Origin of the sequence: Acinetobacter sp. YH12254 (assembly GCF_013417415.1) — a bacterium.
Lineage (GTDB): Bacteria > Pseudomonadota > Gammaproteobacteria > Pseudomonadales > Moraxellaceae > Acinetobacter > Acinetobacter pseudolwoffii.
Genome location: NZ_VPEB01000002.1, coordinates 151401 through 171712 on the forward strand (window position 1 = coordinate 151401; position 20312 = coordinate 171712).

A 20312-nucleotide genomic window follows, 5' to 3' on the forward strand; every position below is an offset into this window, starting at 1 on the left:
TTACTTTGGGCGAAACCAAAGTAACAAATAATTTACAAGAATTTGATTTATAACATTAATACTCCGACGTGAATGACTAAAAAATTAAAGAGTCTATTTCTAAACTCCTTAACTGATCAGCATTATTTCGACTGAAAGGCTTTTTGTCATTCAAACCATATTAAAGCGTTGCCAAAATATCTTTTAAAGTCTGACGCATATTCTTAGACTGGGTAATGGGACGGCCAATCACCAGATGAGTCGAACCATCCAGCATCGCCTGTTTCGGTGTCACAATACGCTTCTGATCATCGGCATTTGAGCCTTCAGGACGAATACCGGGTGTTACCAAAGCAAAGTCTTGGCCTAATGTTTCACGTAACATTTTTGCTTCTTGAGCTGAACACACCACCCCGTCCAGGCCACTGTTTTTGGTCAGTTGAGCCAGACGCTTGACATGCTCATTTGGCTCAATATCCAGACCAATATCTTTGAGGTCTTCACGACCCATTGAAGTCAGCACTGTCACAGCAATGAGTTGAGTTTTATAGTTGCCTGCTTGTAAACGCTCCACACAGGTTTCCATCATTTTTCGGCCACCAGATGCATGTACATTCACCATCCATACACCCAAATCAGCTGCCGCGCAGACTGCCTGTGCAGTCGTATTTGGAATATCATGAAATTTCAGATCCAGAAATACATCAAAACCTTTATCTTGAAGTGCTCTGACAATGATTGGACCTTCATGGGTAAATAACTCTTTGCCCACTTTTAGTCGACACAAGGCAGGATCTAGCTGTTCTGCAATGGCTAAGGCATCAAATTGGCTTTTGGCATCTAGTGCAACAATGATACTCAAGAGATTATCCCTTCAAATAGGCAAAAAATAAGCCCATTATAATGAGCTTTGATTTTCATTGGTAATATCTAATACAGTTTTTTCATGCCGGGTATGGGCTGCTGCTTCAGCGGCCATTAACTTGGCTGTATTCAACTGTTCCTTACGCAGATGTTCAATGTCTTTACGCAGTCGCTTGATTTCCCAATTGGTCTGGAAAACCCGGAAGATTTGAACGCCCAATAACAGGCCTAATACGACGCCTAGAGATAGGGTAAGGAGCAGCAATAATCCTAGACGCATTGCAGGAACTTGAGTAAATAACAAGTCCACGGACAATTCGGTACCATTTTGCAAAACCAAAGCCAATGAATAGCCAAACAGCACCAATAAAAGAACGACCAGAACGTAACGCATGAACACCCCGTAAATATTTACAATTATTTATTTGCAGATTCGTTTACAGCATCACGAAGGGCCTTACCTGGCTTAAAGTGCGGAACTGCTTTTGCAGCCACTTCTACAGATTTACCAGTTTTAGGGTTACGACCCACGCGTGGCTCACGATGATGCAATGCAAAACTACCAAATCCGCGAATCTCGATACGATTGTCAGATGATAAAGCTTCTATCATTTGATCAATCATAATTTTAACCGCTTCTTCCACTAAAGGCTCGGCCAAATGCGGATTTTTTAATGCAATGCGCTCTATTAAGTCAGACTTATTAAGTGCTTCAGTAGTCATCTGCGACCTCTTTAATTATCAAGCTACTTGGGATCTATTTCCCGATAATAACCTGTTTAAATACAAAACGGTAGCGCAATAATTAAATACTACGCTACCGTTTACAGTATTTGTATAAAAAGTATTAGTTAACTTACATTAACAATACAATTCAAACGTCTACTTAGTTGCCCATTTGAGCTTTGATCAGGTCACCAATCGTCTTAGGACCATTGTCTTGACCAGCAGCTGGCGCTGTTTTCAAGTTAGCAACTGCTTCTTTCTCTTCAGCTTCGTCTTTCGCTTTGATAGACAAGTTGATTGCGCGAGATTTACGATCAACGTTGATGATCTTCGCTTCCACTTCTTGACCAACTTCAAGGAACTTAGTTGCATCTTCAACGCGATCGCGGTTGATTTCAGATGCTTTCAGAGTCGCTTCAACTTCGTCAGCCAACTTAACAGTCGCGCCTTTCGCATCAACTGCAGTTACAGTACCTTTAACCAACGCACCGCGTTCGTTAGCAGCAAGGAAGTCATTGAACGGATCGTTGTTCATTTGCTTGATGCCAAGGCTGATACGGTTGCCTTCAGCGTCTACAGAAAGGATAACCGCTTCAACAGTGTCGCCTTTCTTGTAACGACGAATCGCTTCTTCGCCTTGTTCGTTCCAAGAAATATCAGACAAGTGAACTAGACCGTCGATACCGCCTGGTAAACCGATGAAGATACCAAAGTCAGTGATAGATTTGATCGTACCAGAAACTTTTTCGCCTTTGTCGTGGTCTTTAGCAAACTCTTCCCATGGGTTAGCACGAGTTTGTTTGATACCAAGAGAAATACGACGACGCTCTTCATCAACTTCAAGAACCATAACATCAACTTCATCACCGATCTGAACAACTTTAGATGGGTGGATGTTTTTGTTCGTGTGATCCATTTCTGAAACGTGTACTAAACCTTCAACGCCTTCAGCAATTTCAGCGAAACAACCGTAGTCAGTCAGGTTAGTTACGCGCGCTTTAACGATTGAACCTTTAGGGTAACGGTTCATGATCGCTAACCATGGATCTTCGCCAAGTTGTTTAAGACCTAGAGAAACACGGTTACGCTCGCGGTCGAACTTAAGTACTTTAACAGTAACTTCTTGACCCACTTCAACAACTTCTGAAGGATGCTTGATGCGTTTCCAAGCCATATCAGTGATGTGAAGAAGACCGTCAATACCGCCAAGGTCAACGAATGCACCGTAGTCAGTAAGGTTTTTGATCGTACCAGTAACAGTTTGACCTTCTTCAAGCTGAGCAAGAAGAGCTTCACGGTCAGCTGAAGATTCAGCTTCCATAACAGCACGACGTGAAACAACAACGTTGTTACGTTTAGCGTCAAGTTTGATTACTTTAAATTCTAACTCTTTGCCTTCTAGGTGAGTCGTATCACGAATAGGACGAGTATCAACTAAAGAACCTGGAAGGAACGCACGTACTGGACCGATGTCAACAGTGAAACCGCCTTTAACTTTACCAGAGATAACACCAGTAACGATTTCGCCGTCTTCAAAGATTTTTTCAAGTTTAGTCCAAGTCTCAGCGCGTTTAGCTTTTTCGCGAGAAAGAACAGTTTGACCCATACCGTTGTCAAGCGCTTCAACAACTACGTCTACAGTGTCGCCAACTTGAACTTCAAGTTCGCGCTGTTCATTTAAGAACTCAGCACGGTCAACAACGCCTTCAGATTTAAGGCCAGTGTCAACAGTTACCCAATCAGAGTCAATGCTTACTACAACGCCCTGGATAACTGCACCCTTTTCAACGTTGAGGTTTAATTCACTTGCTTCAAAGAGGGCTGCAAAAGATTCGGTCATGATATTTCCGATAAAGTCAGCGGTCTTGGATCAGACAAGGCCGGTTTAATTAAGCATCTACATAGTCCATATAAAACTGATCAAGCTATGCGTTTGCTGATAAAATCAGGTTAATTGGCTAACTGCTGGTCCACATAAGTGGTCATCAACTGGAATACCTCATCAATGTTCAAATTTGAACTATCGATAATGTAAGCATCGTCGGCAGGCTTGAGTGGAGCGACAGTGCGTTCCATATCTCGTTTATCACGCGCGATGATATTAGCTAAAATATCGTTTATTTTAACATCCAGCCCCATACCCTGCAACTGCTTTACACGTCTTTGCGCGCGCGATTCAGCCGATGCAGTCAAATATATTTTAGCCTGAGCTTGCGGGAAGATACTTGTGGCCATATCGCGGCCATCTGCCACCAGACCAGGTGCCTGTGCAAAAGCATGTTGACGTGAAACCATTGCCATTCTAAGCTCAGGAATTGCAGCAACTTTTGAAGCAAATTCTCCGACGCGTTCAGTTCGAATGGTCTGGGAAACATCTTCGCCATCCAAGTACACCTGCACCCCGGTTTCGCTACTGACAAACTGGATATCCAGATTTGTTGCGATTTGTACGCATTCTGGCAACTTAATATCCATTAAATCCAGTAAATCATGGTGATGCAATGACAAACCCAAAAGTCGGTAGAGCGCGCCAGAATCCAATAAGTGAAACTGATAATGTGCAGCCAGTTTTGCTGCCAACGTGCCTTTGCCAGACCCACTTGGACCATCAATGGTAATAATTTGAACTGTCATTGCTTTCCCGTTGTTGTTTAAACAGATTTTGCGAGTTTCGTCAGGCCTAGTTTAATCGCTGCCTGTAACTGTGCAAGAATTAATTTACTCACAAAAGGCGCACGCGCCTGTAATTCAATCGTATAGGTGACCAGGGTTTTATCATCGGCCAGCGCTTCAAATTCGATAATCCCCAGATGATGCTTGATCAATGGATTTTTAATAATCTGATATTCAATACGAGCATTCGGCTCAAACAATGTAATCTGTTCTTTCAGCGGCTTGAGCGGCCCCACCCCCATAGCACGCACCGAACCTAGTCCATCCGGATGTTCAGCATCTGCAGAATCCTTGATTCGTTCAACCTGCATCGGCGCAAAGGCAATATTATAGGTGGCATGCTTAGACATTAAATCAAAGACTTCATCAATCGATGCCGGAAATTCTTTTTTTACTTGAATGCTATGCATTATTTTTCCTGAAATTATAGATTCGAAACTAAGGAATTTTAGCGATAAAGTAGATTTATTTCTGCGTATTTAATAATTTTTCTTGTAACCTGAGTTGCCGCTTCTGCTCACGACGCAACTTGAAAAATGCACTAAGCTGTTCGGAGCATTGCTGCTGCATGCAGCCTGCTTCAAAGGAAAATACATGATTATAATAGCCCGTTTCAAATAATTGACGTGCACTGACCAGTGAACCCGCTTTCGCTTCAAATGCGCCAAATACTACCCGTGAAACCCGTGAATGTACCAAAGCACCAACACACATGGTGCACGGCTCAAGGGTTACATACAGCACTGCATCGTCAGGTAGTCGATAATTCTGGATATTTTGACAGGCATCACGCAGCGCCACAATCTCGGCATGCGCGGTCGGATCATTTAAGGAAATCGGCGCATTAAAGCCCTGACCAATGATCTGATTCTGACTAACAATAATCGCACCCACCGGAATTTCGCCCTGTGCGGCAGCAAGTGCAGCCTGCGCATAGGCAAGCTGCATCCAGTATTCATGACTCAATTGTGTTTCGGACATGTAAGACTTAAATCACACCATACTGTTTTAACAAGGCATTCCAGCTTTCAATATTGGTCACCGGAGGGTTTGCAGACAAAATACCTTTTAAGCTCATATCTGCACCCTTTTTCCATGCAGGAGAAAGGTCTTTATCCACCAGACGCGCGCGTACCCCCTCAACGAAATCATGATGACGGATTTTCCAGTCAGAAATCTGGGTTTCCAGTTCAAAAATTTCATTCCAGGAATGTACCTGTTTACCCCATTGCCAGAGCAACCAGGTCAATGCAGCTGTAGTTGGTGAACCTTTTTGCAGATTTTCACTGGCTTGACGCAACCAGTCACTGCGCGCATCACTCAGACCGATAATCGATTCATAATCATGCTCGAAGTTGACACCACGACAAACACTATGAATCACATCCAGAGAGTTTTGCAGTGGTCCTGGCCCTACCGGACGATGCATACTATTTAAAGTGTCATCAATGGCACGGAAGTCACCGGCAGGATAATGATCCCAGTCAATATTAATCACTTTATCTAAAACTGAATCACGCTGTGCATCACAAATATGTGTTGCCCAGCCAATCCCATAAGCACCTGCAGCGGTCATGATTGAACCGGTCAAGCCGGTAAATAAACCAATCGCGCCCCGATCGGCCAGGAAACGGGTTGCTCCCACATCGGGATATAAACCGATATTGATTTCAGGCATCGCCAAACGCGAATACGGCGTCACTAAACGGAAAGGTGCCGCCATAAACAGACCAAGGCCCCCACCCATCACATAACCTTCACCCCAGACCAAAACCGGTTTGGCATAATTATGCAATAACAGATCCAGCGCATATTCCTGTTCAAAAAACTTATTGGCAGCCGCCACTTCATCGTTAATGACCAGTTGACGTAATTTACGCACATCGCCGCCGGCACAGAATGCTTTCGGTGTGGTTGAATCTAACCAGATCGCTTTTACGCTGTCATCCGTATGAAAATCCTGAAATACTTCCAAAAGTGCAGAAGCAATCGATTCATCCAGAGCATGCAAAGACTTTGGACGATTTAAACGAACGATACGCCAGCCATTATGCGCTTCTTCAACGATCAAATCCGGATGATAAGTTTTAGTAAGGGGAGAATATGTCATGCGTCCAGCTGCCAATCTATAGGCTCAATGCCATGTTGTTTGAGATAGTTATTCGATTTTGAAAATACTTTACAACCAAAAAAACCACCACGGTTTGCGGCCAAAGGCGATGGATGTGCGGCCTTTAACACGAGATGCTTGTCCTGATTGATGCGCTGTCCTTTACGCTGTGCGTATGCGCCCCAAAGAATAAAGACAATATGTTCACGCTGCTCATTTAAAACATCAATGACGTGATCAGTGAATTCTTCCCAACCGCGCTTTTGATGCGAGGTCGGCTGACCTGCCTCTACAGTCAGTACTGCATTTAACAGAAGCACACCCTGCTCTGCCCAATGCGTCAAGTCACCATGCTTTGGTCGTTCAACTCCGACATCCGCATGTAACTCGTGAAAAATATTACGCAAAGATGGCGGCAATGCAACCCCTTTTTGCACCGAAAAGCTTAATCCATGCGCCTGATTCGGGCCATGATAAGGATCTTGCCCTAAAATGACCACTTTAACCCGATCGAGCGGCGTGGTATTCAAGGCATTAAAAATCAGATGATTGGGAGGATAAATTGTTTTATCTGCTTTTTTTTCTTCAATCAGAAAAGCTTTTAATTCGTCCATTTTCGCACTGAGTAAAAACTCACTCAATCCATATTTCCAGCTTTCATCCAACTGAACCTTATTCAGTTTGGCCAGTTGCTGTTCATTTAAAGACATTCTTCAATCCTAAATCTATGTCAATGGATTTAAAGTCACGCAGACTTTAAATCTGTACCTGTAAATCTACAGTCGGGTTATGAAATGCTGTGCCCTGTTTCAGCTTGTTCAACATGTCCGGATCGGTCCATTCAGCTTGCACCTGTTCAGAGAACTCAATTTGATCCAGACTCAGAATGCCCATCTGTTCATTTTGAATATCTTCTAAAAAGCTTTGTGCATAACCGGTATCGGTTTCATGCATAATCACAGAATAGACTTCGACATCACCTTCGCCATTTTGAGTCACGGTCGATGCCAGCACTTGTTGCGCCAGAAAGAAAAAGATACGTGAAAACTGCTCTGCCGATGGTGATACCGGTAACGACACCCATCGCGCACTGAAAGTTTTGCAAGCCTGAATATATTCCGGGTCGTCATTTTGCCAGAAACAGATCGCATGATCGAAAGAATCAAAGAAATCCTTAATCACACCTTTAAGCAGACCAAAGTCATAGACCATCTGCCCATGATCTAATTTCGAGGCTTTTAACAGTAGCTCGACTTTATAACTATGGCCATGGATCGAACGCTTACAGCGATCTGACGTGCAGTTACGCACAATATGAGCATTCTCAAACTTAAATAACTTACGAATTAACATATGCCGTAATGTCGTCAAAAAATAGGTGAATTGATTTTGATTATAAAGCAAAACTACAGCTTTGAGGATTAATTTTGCTGTTCAGCCTGATAGGGAAAAGGGATCAAGCTGCTGTTCAGATTTAGACTGACGGTATAACTGAATAAGCCCTGACTAAAAGGGTGCCATACTGCGATAAGCCACATATACCTGTTTGTCCTGACGAACCAGATCACTACTGAACTGGCGCTTGCGTTCATTCAAGACCACTTCGATCTGAGCTTTAAAATAATTGGATTGCACTCCGAGCAGGCGATTAAACAGATTACGCTTGGCAGCATCGACTTGCGCAAACGGTTCGAGTGACCATAACTCAGACACATTAGAAAAGTGTTCCAAATTGGCCTGTCGCTGATCCAGCAATTGTTGTACTGCATTCACATCCAGTTTTTCATCCATACTGGCTAAAAGAAAAGCAGATGCTGTATTAATATTGACCGGACTTTCCTGCATCGGTGCAGCACTCAGATAAGGTGCTATCCGTTTGTACTTATTTTCTTCAAAACCACGTACCAGCTTTAATTCCTCTACGCTATGAAATTTTGCATTCGGCGGTAAAGCGGCATTCGGTAAGCCTTGATAATAATTAGATTCGGCACCCATACCTCCACTCACCAGCTCGTTTTCATCCTGCCAGTCAATTACGGCTTCACTGAGCTGCGCTGGCAAACCTGCACGTTTTAAAATCAGCTCGAACCATGCTTTGGCATTTTCATTGACGCTATCTTCAGCAGTGATCAGGCTATTTAAATTAAACTTGCCCGATTCATCCTGGATGATTCCGGAAACATAGCCGTCATCGACCGGAAAAGCCGGCATCGGCTGCGCCCAGGTTTCCTGTAGATGATCAACCTCTGCGGCATTTTCAGCATCATCCACCAGTAATTCAGAAAAAAAGGCTTCGGCACTTTTGGCATACATCAGCGACTGATTTTGCCGCATCAGATAGGCGGTACTTTCAGCAGTTGCAGCCTGACGCTGGGCAATCGTGGCTGCCAGAATAGTCGCCAATGCCACCATCACCAGAATGGTAATCAGTGCAATGCCCTGCTGCTGCTTCAGCCTCTGTTTATTCATTTTCATTTTTTATGATTCTTAGCCGGGTTGACCTGTATTCTGATTATCAAGCAAAAAGTCCGTATTTAATAAACTAAACAGCCACTCATAGCTGACGCCATTCACGGTTAAATTGATTTTAATGCCTTTGGGCAAGCGCTGTTTCTGCTCTAGCTGATTTAAATCCATAGAAGAATCAGGCCACTGTGTGAGTTCATTTGGATTCAGCACCACAACCTGAAATTGCTCAACGTCCGATAATAAAATACTGGATTCAGGTTGATCACGACCGGTCTGATTCAGGTTGCGATATTTCAGTCGATACAGTTTTTGTTCATCGGCCCGATACTGATATTCAATGCGTTCATCTGGCGAAATACCCTCCTCCAGAGGATCAGTCACGCCAGTTTTACTAAAATTAAAACGGCCATTTTGCAAAACCAGAGCCGGTTGAATATCACTATTGATATTGGCCGTTAAAGGGACTGCCTGTACCGTATCCCGTAAAATTTGCTGATAGGTTTCCTGTAGCTGACCTAGACGCTGTTCATGTACTGCATTTTGATCTTTGGTTTTGACAATATAATCAAAAACTTTCCAGCCCAAAGCAGACAGTACCGCAAAGATTGCAATGGCAACCAATAATTCGACCAGGGTAAATCCTTTAGGCTTCATGGCGTATTGTTCATGCGATGATTAAAGAACATCAAGCTGCTGATCCCGGATGCAACTTGACCAGTCTCCTGATTGACCAGACTGACCTGTAGTTCAATACGCTGCACATTGGGACTGATCGTCGGTTCACTGCGCTTGTCAATTTGCCAGGTTTCGCCTTGCTGGGTCAGCTGTTTGGAGGCCGTACCATCCATCCATTGCTGATTGATTTCCATTTGAGCCACTTCGTTCAGGGCAACAAACTGTGCTTTGGTGCGCAGAATGGCATTCGAGGTTGACTGGGTATATTGCATCGCGACTTTGGTCAGCGTCATGGCTGCGGTGGCGAAAATTGCCAGTGCAACCATAACTTCCAGCAAGGTAAAGCCTGAGCTGCGATGAGTGAAATGCTGTTTCACCGCTGCGCAAGACCAAGAGCTCTGCTCGAAGTGCCCACAATGCAATCGATCAACACTCGATTTAAATGGTTTGATCAGCCTGGAGCACACACTTTGCTTGAAAGATCTAGATTTCATTGATTTTACCCAGATGATCCACCTCAATCGCAGAGCCGACTTCACGATCTTCTAAAAAGAACTGAATCCGTACCGGCTTGACCTCACCATTCCCCAGCCAGATCAATTGCGGAGAATTCACCTGCGTCAGATCACGATTTTGCGCACGGGCATAACGCTGTTGTTCTAGCCCCTGAATCCGAAAAGACACATGATCCGGCAGCTTACGTAATTTAAATTCTGTATAACTCTGCCATTTTTCATTTTGCAGGTTCTGTTCAGTCTGCGCTGCTGAACGATATTCTACAATCCCATAACGAAATGGCGAGACATCGGTCGCGGGTTGCATATCAAGCGCCAGTATTCTGGACTGGTCATTCGCCTCACGCATGACCCGCTGCAAGTCTAATAACAAAATCTCGCGTGCCTGCATGGCCTTACGCTGATCGACACCACTGGTATTCAGCAATACCAGTGAGGCCATGATTCCCATAATCACAATCACCACCATCAATTCGATGAGGGTAAAGCCACGAACTGCGCTGTGAGATGATCTGATCATACTAAGCTCTAACCTTAGGCAAACTGCTCGGCAGAATGCACCTGCTTTGGCAAAGCCAGTGCTTGATCGATATAGGCCACGCGCAAGGTATCGCGTGAACCCAGATAACGCTGATAAAAACTGGAATTGAGAATTGCAGCGGCGCCATGGGTCAGTGACCAGATCGACGCCAGATAGTCACGCACCGACATGCGGCTATGAATTGAAACCAGATAACTTTCCGTCATGCGGATGATCAGGCGTAAACGCTGTTTGCGTACCTGATACAGTTCACTGAATAGATGCTGAATTCCCACGCCAGTCGTCGACAGACGTTCTTCAATCTGATGGAACAGCACCGTACGTTCCGGATGATGTAAATGGTGCAACATAAAGAAGGCCAGATGTTCAGGAAAAGCTTTATCACTATCCTGAATCATTTCCAGCAACATGCGCTCATTACGGATAATCAGCAACATATACAGTTCATCTTTACTCTGAAAATGTTTATAGAGTGTCCCTTTGGCCAGATCAAGTTCAGCAGCAAGCGCATCTAGCGTCATTCCTGCTTCACCATTTTCCAGCAGGAGCTGCTCTGCGACTTGAAAAATCAAGGTTTCTCTTGCTCGAAACTGAGCCTGACGATCCATCTTCACCCTATAAACTCTCTTGTACTTTATATAACTTTATTTACTTTAAATTTAGAAGATTTTCAAAGTTCTGCTTTGTGATAGAAGCCATTTCTTCTAGCGACTTATCATATACATCACAAAGCGCTTTGGCTACATAAGGAACGTATTTAGGTTCGTTAGATTTACCACGATATGGCATCGGCGCAAGATAAGGACTATCGGTTTCAATCAGTACACGATCCAGCGGAACCTGTTTGGCCACATCGCGCAGATCCTGGGCATTTTTAAACGAGATAATCCCGGAAAATGAGACATAATAACCGCAGTCTAAAACCGCTTTGGCAGTTTCCCAATCTTCAGTAAAGCAATGCAAGATGCCATGCGTGGATTTTTCCGCACGGATAATATCCACGGTATCATGCTTGGCAGCACGGGTATGTACCACCACCGGTTTCTTGGTCATTTGCGAAGCATGGATATGACGGGCAAAGCAGGCTTTTTGTTCTTCGACAAAATCTGTACTGTGATAATAATCCAGACCGGTTTCACCGAGTGCCCAGACTTTTTCAGGCTGTGCCAGCTCGACCAGATATTCGGTCGTGGCACGCGCCATGGTCGCAGCATCTTCGCAAGGATGTACCCCAACGGTATAACCGACATCCGGGTGACGCGCGGCAATTTTCGCCAGCGCGATATGATCATCCAGATCGACCGAGATACTCATGAACCTGGATACACCCGCTTCACGGGCCTGTGCGAGTGCCTGATCCAGATCACCGTTATACGGCGTTAAATCCAGCATCGTTAAATGACAATGGGTATCTACAAACACAATGCGTTCCTACCACAGCTAAATGAACTACATAGTGTAACTTTTACGCCCTTCAGATTTAAGACCTGCAACCAGACGATCTGCTTCATTTTTGAAATAAACACCCTTTTCACCGCTTAACTGGATGCCAAAGCCTTGTGGCTTGATGCCATTCTGCTTTTGCGAGACCCAGATCACTTTACCGGTTAAAGGAATTTTCTGGGTCTGTTCAGGCAAAGTGGTCAATACAAAAACTTCTTCACCCAGCTTGACCGGCTGCTTGGACGGAATAAACAGTCCACCACCCCATACATAAGGCATATAGCTGGCAAACAGTGTTTCAATATCAGGAATATTGGCCTGAATAATACCGCCCATACGTGGTTGCATGTGATTTCCCCTTAATTAAAGATTCATCAGCTTGATAAACAATTCATCAATAACCAGATTGCTTTGAACATTCTGCTCGAGATATTGCTTGGCTTGCTGAAAATCTTCATAAATTTTAAAAAGTGCTGCTAATGAATATTGTTCGGCAAGCACATTAAACTCAAGATCAATGTTTTTCACCGTTTGATTGAGCTTGACACAAATTAAATCGGACAACAAGTATTCAAACATGGGAGCAAATTCACCAAAGCTCAGGCTTTTGTTCCATTTGGTCGCAATTGCAAGCGGCATATTTTTTTGCATCACCAGTTTTTGCCAGTCTTGCAGGAATTCCTGACGCAGTGGCAGCCAGGCACTTTGTGCAACCTCGAGTGCTTGTAAGGGCATCTGATTGGACAGGTTCATCAATAACTGTTGCTGGCTAGAACCTGCATCCGGCAACTGTGCCTGAACATAATCACTAAATTGTTCTGCAGAAATCCGGTCTAAGGCAAAATGCTGCAAGCGACTCCGTATCGTTGCAGGCAATTTTAAATAATGATCTGCCAGCAAAATAATGACCGTATTGTCACCGGGTTCTTCTAGCGTTTTCAATAATGCATTGGCAGAGGAGATATTTAAGGCTTCCGCAGGTTCAATTACAATCACTCGCCAGCCATCGACGGTCTGCTGCACAAAAGGCAACAGATCACGAATCTTTTCAATCTTGATTTTGGCATTCTGTTTTTTATTGTCTTCGTCGGTGCTGATATGCACATAATTGGGATGCGTATCAGCCTTGAACCATTGGCAACTGCCACATTCGCCACATGCACCAGAAGACTGCCGATTCAGACACAAGACCCAAGCCAGAAACTGCTGGCTAAATGCCTCCTTGCCACAGCCTTTTTTGCCATAAAACAATAAACCATGCCCAAGCTTGGGAAAACGTCCGGTCAGCGTTTCCCAAACCTGTTGCTGCCATGGATAAATCTGTGCATTGACATCAAAAGGCATGTATTCAACTCTTCTTAAGCAAAATGAGAAAGATCCATTTGATTCAATCGATCCAGATCTTCTTGAGTATCCACACCCGGTGGCAAATTGGCTTCAGCCACGGCAATCGCAATACGGTGACCATTTTCCAGTACCCGCAATTGCTCTAGGGATTCCAGTTTTTCCAGACCCCCCATCTCCCAAGTGACATATTCTTGAAGCAGTTTTACACGGTAAGCATATAAACCTAAATGACGATAGGCCTGATTATGCAGTTTTGCTTCAGCCAGTTTCGCGCCATCACGGTCATAAGGAATGGTGGCACGGCTAAAATACAAAGCTTGATTATGTTTGGACATCACCACTTTAACAATGCTGTCACGCTTAAATTCGTCTAGTTGATGAATCGGCTCACATAGCGTCGACATCGAAGAATCCGGTTGATCTTCTAGAAGTTGTGCCACCTGTTTCACCAGTTGTGCCGGCAATAAAGGCTCATCACCCTGCACATTGACAATAATATCGTGACTGTCCCAGCCTTTGATCCGCGCTACTTCACTGAGGCGGTCTGTCCCAGAAGGATGATCCATCGAAGTAATCACCACATCAACACCTTCGGCACGACAAACCTCAGCAATACGCTGATCATCGGTCGCCACACACAAATCATCAAAACCTTGTACTTTTTTGGCTTGATCCACCACACGCAGAATCATGGGACGACCATGAATGTCCAGCAAGGGTTTACCCGGCAAACGTGAACTGGCAAAACGTGCAGGAATAACAATGTGTTTCATACTGAATAAGCCTTAAGAAATTTGAATACCGTATTGTTGTAACTGTTGCTGCAAGACCGTATAGCAGGCTGGCGATAATACTGCATCGACTGGCACCACCCAGATATCCTGCTTAAAATCGGGATATTGTTTCAGTAATGCCATAATCTTGACTGCGTCTTTTTCCGTGGTAATGATCGGATTGGCATCATCAAACTGTAGATCCTCAATGTCATAATCATGATGATCGGGAAATTCATGACACTGGAATTGTTCTATGCCCAGATTTTTCAGGGTCTGATAAAAGCGTTGCGGAAAACCGATTCCCACCACGGCATAAAAAGCCGACTGAGAATCGAAGATTTTATTGTTGTCTTGATTGAGTAGATAAGGCTGTGATGCAGCCAGATGCATATACAGCTCAGAACTTGGACTTGCCGAATGTTCAATTACCGTTCCTGTTTCCAAGCGTGTCACCGGTTCACGCAGATAGCCTTCCGGAAGCAGTTTTTGGTTGCCCAGACCGCGATTATTGTCCAGTACAATCCATTCAATCTGACGATTTAAAGCCCAGTGCTGCAAACCATCATCACAAATAATCAGATCCAACTGATGTCTTTGCAGTAACAGTTCAATACTTTTTTGCCGGTTTGGCCCTACGGCCATCGGCACGCCCGTCGCCTGTACAATCAAGGCAGGCTCATCACCGACGACCTCAGGCAAGGTATTAAAATCCACATAAGCCGGAAATGGACCTTTGCCGCCATAACCACGGCTAATCACCCCAACTTTTACACCTTGTTGAGTTAAATAATCAACCAGATGAATCAGCAAAGGGGTTTTACCACTACCACCGACAGTGATATTGCCAATCACCATGACCGGAACCGGAGCACTATAGCTTGTCTTGATCCCTTTCTGGTACAGCCAGCGATTGCTGACAAAACCTAAACGATACAAGCATGACAAAGGACGCAGCACCACCAGCCACTTTGCCTGTGCATTCCAAGCATCCTGAATGATTTGCGCCAATGCCATAACTTATTGTTCCTCAAAATTACGTTGATGCAGCTGATAATAAGCCCCATGCAATGCAATCAGTTCTGCATGAGTCCCTTGCTCGACAATACACCCCTGATCCATGACCACAATACGATCCGCATTTTCAATCGTCGATAAACGGTGTGCAATCACAATGGTTGTACGATCTTGCATGGCCTGATCAAAGGCACGCTGAATAAAGTATTCGGATTCATTATCCAGGGCACTGGTTGCTTCATCCAGAATCAGAATAGAGGCATTTTTCAAAATCGCACGTGCAATCGCGATGCGCTGACGCTGACCACCAGACAGATTTAAACCTTGAGCACCCAGTTGGGTATCATAACCTTTTGGCAGAGCCATAATAAAATCATGTGCATAAGCGGCTTTTGCTGCTGCAATAATGTCTTCATCAGTCGCACCTTCGAGCTGACCATAGGCAATATTTTCTCGCACAGTCCGATTAAACAGCACCACTTGCTGATTCACCATCGCAATCTGGGTACGCAAAGCAGTCAGCTCAAAGTCTTCAATCGGTTTCTGATCCAGTAGAAGCTGACCTGACGTTGTATCCTGATAACGTACCAGCAAATTCACCAGTGAGCTTTTACCGGCACCGGAACGCCCAACCAGAGCAACCGTTTCACCAGCTTTTACCTCTAAATTAAAATCACGAATGGCATGATGACCATCATCATAAAACAGGTTGACATCTTTAAACTGAATATTACCTTTTAAGCTATCGCTTAAAGTCCCGGTATTTTTTTCTTCGGGCATGTCCAGCAATTCAAATACCGAATGCGCTGCGGCCATACCCCGTTGAATTTTTTCATTGATATCGGTTAAAGCCTTGATTGGTCTTGCCAACATGCCCGCAGCCGTAATATAAGCCACAAATTCACCGGCAGAGGTATCGCCAAGGATCTGTGGACGCAAGGCAATAAACATGACAATACTGAGTGAAATAGACATGATCAGCTGAACCACAGGACTGTTCAACTGCTGCACAGCGACCATTTTCAAGCCACGACGCAAGTTTTCCAGCGAGTTCTGCTTAAAGCGTTCCTGCTCGTAACTTTGGCCGCCAAAACCCTTGACGATCAGGTTGGCATTGACCGTTTCCTGAACCACATGGTTGACATCCCCCATGGTATCTTGCACTTGCTGTGACAATTTACGCATCCGTCTAGCTGCCTTACTGATCACATAGCCAATGACGGGTGCAAAAATCAGGATACACATGGTCAGACGCCAGTTGCTATATAACAGATAACCTAATAGTGCAATCGTAATCAAACCTTGTTGCAACAGGGTTCTTAACGCTTCTGTTGAGGCAGCGGTCAGCTGTTCCACGTTATACATGATCTTGGCAGTAATATGCCCGCTGGTATTGTCCAGATAATACTGAGACGGTAAACGCAGCAGTTTTGCAAAAACTTCCTGACGGATATTGAACACCAGATTACGGGAAATCACCGCAGTAAAATAACCCCCCATGAATAATCCCAGCCCACGAAAGAACATCAGGACAACCACTAAAAATGGGAAAAGTGAAGTGAAACTCTGGTCTTTGTCTTGAATGGCCTCAATGATATATTCCAGTAATTTAGCCACAGAGACTTCTGTAGCCGCATTAATAGAAAAACCGAGCAGGACAAGCAATCCGATGCCCCAAAAGGGTTTTAAATAACTTAAAAGGCGAAGATAGACCTTAAAATCGTGCTTCACTAATAACCTCGGGTAGGTACTTTGGTACTGATATTAATATTGACAAAGCCGAGCTGCCCGGCCACATCCATAACGCGAATCACGTCCTGATGGCTGGCTTTCGCGTCAGCGGCAATGACGAACATTAAATCACGGCGTTCATTAGAAATCTGTTTAATTGCAGTATTTAAATCTGCGACTTCTTTACTGGCCAAGGATTGACCATTGACTGCATAATGACCATTGGCATCCACAATCACTTCAACTTTCTGATCATAACTTTTAGGCGGAACACCCTGCGCATCTGGTAAGGTCAAGTTCATACGGCTCATTTGGCTAAATGTTGTCGATAACAGTAAAAAGACCAGAATAAACAGCAGACAATCAATCATAGGGGTCAGATTAATATGCACATCTTCGACCTGGTTGCGTTTGAATTTCATCATCCGCCTCCTAGCTGGCTTTTTGCATATCTTGGTCTATATCTGCAATATTGCGATAAAAAAGATCCGCATGAAACAAGGTCGCCTGCTGTTCAAGCTCCGCCACATATTCCTGAACCAGTCGCTGGAAGTAACGATGGGCAAAAAGTGCCGGAATCGCAATCAGCATCCCGGCTGCTGTGGTAATCAAGGCTTTGGAAATACCTGGCATCATCAGTACCGGATCACTCCCAGTCCCCACATCGATCATCAGAAAAGATTCGATAATCCCAAGCACAGTCCCCAACAAACCCAGCAATGGCGCCACAGCACTTAAGGTTCCCAGAAAGTTAATATTCTTTTCCAGATAACCAATTTCCTGTGATGCCATCACTTCCATTTGTGCACGGGCATACTGTTCGCCCTGCGGCTTGCTGGCATAGCCGGCTGCAAATACCCGGCCTAAAGTACTGTGCTTCAATTCTGTACTTTGTTGAATTTTTTGCATGACTTGTGATGCATTTTGCACTGGACTCATCAGAAGTGTAGACGGAAGTACCGCTTTCCTCTTCAGGCGAATCAGGCGCTCGATCGAAATCGCCAACATAAAGATAGAACACAAGACCAGTGGCAGCATGAGCCAGCCACCCGCTTTAACCAATTCCCACATCTAATTTATTCCCCAATAAAAAAAATATATAAATTATTCATCTTCTAAAATAGAAAGAATGCCATCCAGCTCTTCTAAAGAATGATAACTAATGACTAATTTTCCTTTACCTTGTTTGTTATAGTCAATTTTCACATCAGCACTGAAACGCTCTGAAAGGCGCTGGGTCAATTGCTGAATATCCGGTGCAAGCGCTTGTTTTACTTTTTCTTGTTTAGGTGCATTAAAATCACGGACTAACTGCTCGGTTTGACGAACAGACAAGCTTTTTTCAATCACGATATCAGCGACTTTGAGCTGGTCTTTTGCCTTCAGCGTTAGAATCGCACGCGCATGCCCCATATCCAGCAGGCCTTGCTGCATAAAGTCTTTCACTTCTTCAGCCAGACTGAGCAGGCGAAGTAAATTACTGACCGTAGTACGTGCCTTGCCGACTGTGTCTGCAATTTCCTGATGGCTTAGACCAAATTCCTCATGGAAACGTTGCAGAGCCATGGCCTGATCAATCGGATTCAGATCCTGACGTTGGATGTTTTCAATCAGAGCCAATGCAATCGCGACCTGATCCTGAAGTTCGCGCACAATCGCAGGAATTTCAGTCAGACCTGCCAACTGTGCCGCACGCCAGCGACGCTCACCTGCAATAATTTCATACGGATAGCGCTCATCATCAACCGGTCGGATCACAATTGGCTGCATGATTCCATGCTTCTCAATCGATGCCGCCAGTTCCTGCAAATCCTGCTCGTTAATATAACGGCGTGGCTGGTATTCACCGCGCTTGAGCAAGTTTACATCGATCTGTTTCAGCTGACCATGATCAATGCCTTGGGCTTCCATCTGTAATTTTTCTTTTTGAATTGATCCCAGCAAGGCATCCAAGCCACGACCTTTGGCGAGTCCACGTTTCTTGACGGTCATGCTTTACTTCCTTTTTTCACTTTGCTTTTCTTTAATACTTCAGCTGCCAGATTTAAGTAAGCAACTGCACCCTTTGAGCTTTTTTCAAAATAAATCACCGGCAAACCGTGTGCTGGTGCTTCAGCCAGACGAATATTGCGTGGAATCACGGTGTCATACAGTTTTTTACCGAAATATTGTTCTAATTCTTCAGAGACATCACGGGTCAAGGCATTACGCGCATCATACATGGTACGTAATACACCGACTATTTGCAGGTCTGGATTCAATGCTTGCTGAATCCGATCGATGGTCTGGGTCAAATCAGCCAGACCTTCCAGTGCATAATATTCACACTGCATCGGAATCAGCACACCATCAACCGCTGCCAAAGCATTCACTGTAATCAGGCTCAGACTTGGCGCACAATCAACAATAATATAATCAAATGACTTTTCGACTTCTTGCAATGCATCACGCAGGATGAATTCACGTCCTTCTTGATCTGCAATTGCCAGCTCAACCCCAGCCAGATCACGGTTGGCACCCAGAACCTTATAACCGACCTCTGCCTTGGCGATCGCCGTTTCAATCGGCACTTCACCCAGCAATACATCGGTGACCGAATAGAGCAAGTCATTCTTTTGAATGCCCGACCCCATGGTTGCATTGCCTTGCGAATCCATATCGACCAGCAAAACGCGCTTTTTTAACACAGCTAAAGATGCCGCCAAATTTACTGCGGTTGTGGTTTTACCAACACCACCTTTTTGGTTTGCAATCGCAATAATTTGTGCCATGTTGCCCCCAATCCCTTTAAAATTCTTAAATACGTTTTAATAGCAGTAAATGACGCTGTTCGTCTAAGCGCGGAACTTTAAGTTCAATAATCTCACAACTAAATTCATTTTTTAAAGCAGTGACTTCATCTTCAGGAATTAAGCCTTTCATTGAGGCAATAATGGTCTGTTCATGCATATACGGTTTAGAGGCATCCACAAAGTCAGTCAGAGATGCAAACGCACGACTGGTAATCACATCAAATTGACCCAGCTCGTTAATGCTGTCTTCATTTTCTACACGCGTTTGCACCGCAATGACATTTTTAAGTTTCAGATCGGCAATAAACTGCTTCAGGAAACGAATTTTTTTACCGTTTGAATCGAGTAATACACATTCACGCTCGGGCTGACATAAAGCAATGATCATGCCCGGCATACCGCCACCCGTACCGATATCGAGCAGACGGCCCGCTGGCAGATCTTTTAGAATGCTGAGACTGTCCAGCAGATGCTTGACCAGCATTTCTTTCGGATCACGGATCGCAGTTAAATTATATGCTTTGTTCCACAGCACCAAAGCGTCCTGATACTTGAGTAATAAATTCAAAGCTTCTTCAGATAGCTCTAAACCCAAAGCCTGGCTACCCTGCTTTAGTTCTTGAAAAAACATGTGCATAAACAATCTACGCTCGAAAA

The 20312-nt window shown here is 44.4% G+C and carries 26 protein-coding genes; all 26 read right to left on the reverse strand.

Features of this window, described 5'->3' with window-relative positions; all coding sequences use genetic code 11:
• Positions 1–160: 160 nt before the first annotated feature.
• The 26 genes from pyrF to rsmG all read right to left on the reverse strand — a co-directional run bounded on the left by pyrF (position 161) and on the right by rsmG (position 20292).
• Positions 161–841, reverse strand: coding sequence for an orotidine-5'-phosphate decarboxylase (pyrF, locus tag FTV29_RS02455; protein WP_005097309.1), 681 nt, complete (start codon positions 839–841; stop codon positions 161–163).
• A 36-nt stretch (positions 842–877) separates the two neighbouring features.
• On the reverse strand, positions 878–1237 hold the full coding sequence (locus FTV29_RS02460) for a lipopolysaccharide assembly protein LapA domain-containing protein (protein ID WP_005097310.1): 360 nt from the start codon (positions 1235–1237) through the stop codon (positions 878–880).
• A gap of 23 nt (positions 1238–1260) precedes the next feature.
• Positions 1261–1566 (reverse strand): integration host factor subunit beta, encoded by a 306-nt coding sequence (locus FTV29_RS02465; RefSeq protein WP_005097312.1) that lies wholly within the window; start codon positions 1564–1566, stop codon positions 1261–1263.
• 163 nt (positions 1567–1729) lie between these two features.
• The gene (rpsA, locus tag FTV29_RS02470; RefSeq protein ID WP_005097313.1) at positions 1730–3409 is read right to left on the reverse strand and encodes a 30S ribosomal protein S1; all 1680 of its coding nucleotides are present in this window, start codon (positions 3407–3409) and stop codon (positions 1730–1732) included.
• 110 nt (positions 3410–3519) lie between these two features.
• Entirely contained in the window at positions 3520–4203 is a 684-nt protein-coding gene (gene cmk, locus FTV29_RS02475; protein ID WP_005170422.1) for a (d)CMP kinase, read from the reverse strand.
• A 17-nt stretch (positions 4204–4220) separates the two neighbouring features.
• A complete protein-coding gene (locus FTV29_RS02480) occupies positions 4221–4652 on the reverse strand; it encodes an SRPBCC family protein (protein WP_005097315.1) in 432 nt (143 codons plus the stop codon).
• 55 nt (positions 4653–4707) lie between these two features.
• Positions 4708–5223, reverse strand: a complete 516-nt coding sequence (tadA, locus tag FTV29_RS02485) for a tRNA adenosine(34) deaminase TadA (protein WP_100358124.1) — start codon at positions 5221–5223, stop codon at positions 4708–4710.
• 7 nt (positions 5224–5230) lie between these two features.
• Complete coding sequence (locus FTV29_RS02490) at positions 5231–6352, reverse strand: enoyl-CoA hydratase/isomerase family protein (RefSeq protein ID WP_100355370.1); 1122 nt, start codon at positions 6350–6352, stop codon at positions 5231–5233.
• The gene (ung, locus tag FTV29_RS02495; protein WP_005170417.1) at positions 6349–7062 is read right to left on the reverse strand and encodes a uracil-DNA glycosylase; all 714 of its coding nucleotides are present in this window, start codon (positions 7060–7062) and stop codon (positions 6349–6351) included. Before ung ends, FTV29_RS02490 begins: the two co-directional genes overlap by 4 nt.
• A 46-nt stretch (positions 7063–7108) precedes the next feature.
• Entirely contained in the window at positions 7109–7705 is a 597-nt protein-coding gene (locus FTV29_RS02500; protein ID WP_005097321.1) for a 6-carboxytetrahydropterin synthase, read from the reverse strand.
• 153 nt (positions 7706–7858) lie between these two features.
• Positions 7859–8827, reverse strand: a complete 969-nt coding sequence (gene gspK / locus FTV29_RS02505; RefSeq protein ID WP_180075017.1) for a type II secretion system minor pseudopilin GspK — start codon at positions 8825–8827, stop codon at positions 7859–7861.
• Between the two features lie 12 nt (positions 8828–8839).
• Complete coding sequence (gspJ, locus tag FTV29_RS02510; RefSeq protein WP_005170411.1) at positions 8840–9475, reverse strand: type II secretion system minor pseudopilin GspJ; 636 nt, start codon at positions 9473–9475, stop codon at positions 8840–8842.
• Positions 9472–9873: a type II secretion system minor pseudopilin GspI gene (gspI, locus tag FTV29_RS02515; protein ID WP_252721253.1), complete on the reverse strand. Its 402-nt coding sequence runs from the start codon at positions 9871–9873 to the stop codon at positions 9472–9474. The genes gspJ and gspI overlap by 4 nt, the downstream gene beginning before the upstream one ends.
• Positions 9874–9979: 106 nt before the next feature.
• Positions 9980–10531, reverse strand: coding sequence for a type II secretion system protein (locus tag FTV29_RS02520; protein ID WP_100329620.1), 552 nt, complete (start codon positions 10529–10531; stop codon positions 9980–9982).
• A gap of 14 nt (positions 10532–10545) precedes the next feature.
• Positions 10546–11160, reverse strand: coding sequence for a TetR/AcrR family transcriptional regulator (locus FTV29_RS02525; protein WP_004645466.1), 615 nt, complete (start codon positions 11158–11160; stop codon positions 10546–10548).
• Between the two features lie 40 nt (positions 11161–11200).
• A complete protein-coding gene (locus FTV29_RS02530) occupies positions 11201–11974 on the reverse strand; it encodes a TatD family hydrolase (protein WP_074383252.1) in 774 nt (257 codons plus the stop codon).
• 27 nt (positions 11975–12001) lie between these two features.
• Positions 12002–12343 (reverse strand): PilZ domain-containing protein, encoded by a 342-nt coding sequence (locus FTV29_RS02535; RefSeq protein WP_005170399.1) that lies wholly within the window; start codon positions 12341–12343, stop codon positions 12002–12004.
• A gap of 15 nt (positions 12344–12358) precedes the next feature.
• The gene (locus FTV29_RS02540; protein WP_180049099.1) at positions 12359–13339 is read right to left on the reverse strand and encodes a DNA polymerase III subunit delta' C-terminal domain-containing protein; all 981 of its coding nucleotides are present in this window, start codon (positions 13337–13339) and stop codon (positions 12359–12361) included.
• Positions 13340–13353: 14 nt separating this feature from the next.
• Positions 13354–14115 (reverse strand): 3-deoxy-manno-octulosonate cytidylyltransferase, encoded by a 762-nt coding sequence (gene kdsB, locus FTV29_RS02545; RefSeq protein ID WP_180075018.1) that lies wholly within the window; start codon positions 14113–14115, stop codon positions 13354–13356.
• Positions 14116–14127: 12 nt separating this feature from the next.
• The gene (gene lpxK, locus FTV29_RS02550) at positions 14128–15132 is read right to left on the reverse strand and encodes a tetraacyldisaccharide 4'-kinase (protein WP_180049101.1); all 1005 of its coding nucleotides are present in this window, start codon (positions 15130–15132) and stop codon (positions 14128–14130) included.
• Positions 15133–15135: 3 nt separating this feature from the next.
• Entirely contained in the window at positions 15136–16863 is a 1728-nt protein-coding gene (msbA, locus tag FTV29_RS02555; RefSeq protein ID WP_180075019.1) for a lipid A export permease/ATP-binding protein MsbA, read from the reverse strand.
• Positions 16863–17285: a biopolymer transporter ExbD gene (locus FTV29_RS02560; RefSeq protein ID WP_004278885.1), complete on the reverse strand. Its 423-nt coding sequence runs from the start codon at positions 17283–17285 to the stop codon at positions 16863–16865. Before FTV29_RS02560 ends, msbA begins: the two co-directional genes overlap by 1 nt.
• Positions 17286–17295: 10 nt before the next feature.
• Complete coding sequence (locus tag FTV29_RS02565; RefSeq protein WP_005097334.1) at positions 17296–17934, reverse strand: MotA/TolQ/ExbB proton channel family protein; 639 nt, start codon at positions 17932–17934, stop codon at positions 17296–17298.
• Between the two features lie 33 nt (positions 17935–17967).
• Complete coding sequence (locus FTV29_RS02570; RefSeq protein WP_180075020.1) at positions 17968–18855, reverse strand: ParB/RepB/Spo0J family partition protein; 888 nt, start codon at positions 18853–18855, stop codon at positions 17968–17970.
• Positions 18852–19634, reverse strand: coding sequence for a ParA family protein (locus FTV29_RS02575; RefSeq protein WP_005170377.1), 783 nt, complete (start codon positions 19632–19634; stop codon positions 18852–18854). Before FTV29_RS02575 ends, FTV29_RS02570 begins: the two co-directional genes overlap by 4 nt.
• Positions 19635–19659: 25 nt before the next feature.
• Positions 19660–20292 (reverse strand): 16S rRNA (guanine(527)-N(7))-methyltransferase RsmG, encoded by a 633-nt coding sequence (gene rsmG, locus FTV29_RS02580; RefSeq protein WP_005097338.1) that lies wholly within the window; start codon positions 20290–20292, stop codon positions 19660–19662.
• Between the last annotated feature and the right edge of the window lie 20 nt (positions 20293–20312).